Here is a 3214-nt window from a genome sequence, read left to right as displayed (position 1 = left end):
CACCTGTTCCCATGCCGAACACAGAAGTTAAGCTCTTGAGCGCCAATGGTAGTTGGGGGCTGTCCCCCTGCGAGAGTAGGACGTTGCTAGGCACACATAAAGCACAACTGATATATTCAGTTGTGCTTTTTATATGGAGCTGTATCTTTTTCTTTTCTATGGAAAGGTATTTTGGTATTCGAAAGTTGACTACAGTTAAGCAGCATTTAAAGGGTTAAATGCATTCAGCATACTAAAACATACAGAATTGTATAGATGGAATGAGAGAATGCAGGCCCCCTATTCATTCATCTCATATTGTATGAATTAGAATATATTTTTAGAAAAACATTGAAATCACTAGTAACAATTATCTTTAGAATAGGAATGTTATTGATAATAATGGTTCTATTTCATTTATTATTGTATTATTTATATAGAGAATTCTAATTTTGGGAATTATTTAATAAGCAATTTTTAAATCAAGATGTAGGAATCTCGAGCTTTTATAAACTAAAAAGATACTGTAAGGAGAGCCAAATTGGAAAATTGGATTATAGAAATAATGAATTCTTATGGATATATTGGCATACTTTTTCTAATAGCTTTGGAGAATATTTTTCCTCCTATTCCTTCTGAAGTGATTTTGACGTTTAGTGGTTTTTTGACCACTACATCTGATGTAACAGTGCTGGGTGTTATTATTTTTTCTACCCTTGGATCAGTAGTTGGGGCCATTATCCTTTATGGGATTGGTCGTATTCTAGATGTAGAAAGATTAGAAAAAATTGTTGAACGTTGGGGGCATCTTTTACGATTAACAAAAAAAGATATTCAGAAGGCAGATGCTTGGTTTCGTAGAATTGGTGTCTGGGCGGTATTAATAGGTCGGCTTGTTCCGCTAGTAAGAAGTTTGATCTCGATTCCAGCTGGTATGGCTCGTATGAATTTTAGTATATTTTTGTTTTTTACGACGATTGGTTCTTTGATTTGGAATAGTGTTTTAGTCAATCTGGGAGCTGCGCTAGGTTCGTCATGGGATACGATTGCGGGATATATAGAAGCTTATTCACATATAGTTGTTATTCTTTTGGCGGTGTTCTTTATGCTGTTTATAGTTTGGTTTATTAAAAGTCGAAAAAAACAATAGGTGGTGCATTCACTGTAGATACTTATTTTAGAGTATAACTACAGTTTTTTATTTGCAAGAAGTGTAGGGTAATTTTAAAAATATCTGTTTTTAAAATCTTGAGATGAATTTTGTTTATTTATAAATGCTAAGATAATTGGTTTTAATGGATAAAATTGTTTGAACTATTTAATCCACAACAAACAAAAAAACATAGAAATTTTTTGGGCATGGCCATAATTAATAAAAGGATTGAAGTAGTTTCTTTTAAACATTCTATGAAGAGTTTCAAGCGTTACAAATTCCTAATATAAAATCAGGGATCTGTACATTTTGAATTGCAACTTTTGGAGGTGAAAAAATGACAAAAGATATCGATTTTCTCCATGGAAATATTTATCGTTTAATAGTAAAGGTGAGTCTACCACTTATACTAGCATCAATCGTTACATCAATTGTTCAGTTAGCGAACGTTGCTTTTATGGGGAATTTAGGAACTGAAGAAATTTACGTTAGATCACTGTATACACCATTTGCGTTCTTGTCGATTGCATTAGTGGAAGCTTTCCAAATAAGTAATCAGGTTTCGATTGCTCGATTAAATGGAGAAGGGGACAAGGAGGGAATAAAAAATAATATCTTCACTTTTGTTTTACTTAGTAGTGTTATATCCATAGCAGTTTGGATGATCATTCATTTTTTATCCCCTTATATAGCGACATATTATAATGTGCCAAATGATGTAGCTACTAAGTTTATAGATTTCTTAAATCTAATATTTTTAGTGAATATTCTAGGGATCATTGCCATGGTATTGACTTCAAGCTTGCGAGGAATCGGCAAGTTGGGCCTTTCTATGATACTCAGTATTGGTTATGCATCGTTGAATATAATACTTGTCTATATGTATTCCTTCCATTGGCATAAAGGGATATTTTCACTTGTTTATGCGAATGCGATCAGTTCTTTCATATTATGCCTTGTTTCAATGATAGTATTGAAGAAATTAGATTTATTAAAAATAAAAAAGCAATATTTTAAACTATATCATAAAGGGATTTTTTTCCTTAAAGTAGTAGGTATACCGATTTTTATTTCTTATATTATTATTTTTATTAGTAATTTCTTTTACAATAAAATAATCGAGCCTTTTGGCCATTCCACTTTATCAGGCTTTAGTGTAGGTTATTATATTCAAACATTTGCTATTATTCCTGCTATCGCAATTGGAAGTGCCTTAGGCATAATCATTAACAATCATATAGGTGCAGGGGAAGTACATCGCCCAAGAGTCTATGAAGTTATGAAAAAGGGTACTTTATTCACCTTCATTTTTTACATAATGATGTCTGTATTGATTTTTATATTTAAAGGGAACATTGTTCGGCTAATGCTTATTGAAGATGCTGCTATTCAACAAGCAGTACTATTTCTAAAAATCGTAGCACCCACTTATTTATTCTTTGGTGTAGTCTTGATGACTCTTACAGCGCTAGAGCAAATGAATAAAGGTTATTTAGCGCTAATATTAAATGTGATCTATTTCGCCGCTATTATTGGTATTGGCTGGTATCTGACTGTTCGATATGCTCAAGTAGAATGTTTGTACTGGACGATTTCTATGATGAATATCGTAGGGTCTATAATGGTATTTTTTATTTTAAGAATGATTCAGAAAGAATTTAATGATGCTCAGGTATCTAATGGATCAGTTTAATGGGGGCTGCATTATGGTAATAATTAAGACATGAATTATGCACAGAACTGCGTGGTTTACGAACGTTAAACTGCAATTTAAAATAAAAATAACAGACGTGTTGATTAGGAAGAAATCAGGAAATATGTTTGACATAATCTTTAAAAAACATATATTTTCAGCTCCATTTATGTAGATTGGAGCTGAGGTTTGCTCGAGTCCTCAAAAATGCATACGCATTTCCTTCGTGCGGTGTCGATTCGTTGAAGCCAATTCAATGTCCCGCGGGAAAAGCGAACAGATGAGACCCTGCACGGAGCGATTGAAGGAACGGAATCTAAGAACGCCACGTCCTGTGGCAACGATTCCGTGACCAACATCCTGTTGCCCCCAGCATTCGCCCGCAGGAA

Annotated in this window: 3 protein-coding genes and 1 rRNA gene; 3 read left to right on the top strand and 1 reads right to left on the bottom strand. The window is 33.5% G+C overall.

Annotated elements, in window-relative coordinates:
• The 3 genes from rrf to FEU33_RS18515 all read left to right on the top strand — a co-directional run.
• Window positions 1-92 (top strand): 5S ribosomal RNA (gene rrf, locus FEU33_RS18525); the annotation flags it as partial.
• A 428-nt stretch (window positions 93-520) separates the two neighbouring features.
• Window positions 521-1129 carry a DedA family protein gene (locus tag FEU33_RS18520; protein ID WP_146550954.1) on the top strand — a complete coding sequence of 203 codons (609 nt, stop codon included), beginning with the start codon at window positions 521-523 and terminating at the stop codon, window positions 1127-1129.
• Between the two features lie 340 nt (window positions 1130-1469).
• On the top strand, window positions 1470-2825 hold the full coding sequence (locus FEU33_RS18515) for an MATE family efflux transporter (RefSeq protein ID WP_146550953.1): 1356 nt from the start codon (window positions 1470-1472) through the stop codon (window positions 2823-2825).
• A 201-nt stretch (window positions 2826-3026) separates the two neighbouring features.
• On the opposite strand, the gene FEU33_RS18975 is transcribed toward FEU33_RS18515, so the two are convergent.
• Window positions 3027-3214: hypothetical protein (locus FEU33_RS18975; RefSeq protein WP_186731491.1), on the bottom strand; the 188-nt coding region annotated here is incomplete at its 5' end.

The organism is Rummeliibacillus suwonensis, from assembly GCF_007896435.1.
Classification (GTDB): Bacteria; Bacillota; Bacilli; order Bacillales_A; family Planococcaceae; genus Rummeliibacillus; species Rummeliibacillus suwonensis.
The sequence above is the reverse complement of the archived record's forward strand: the minus strand, read 5'-3'. Positions and strand labels throughout refer to the sequence as shown.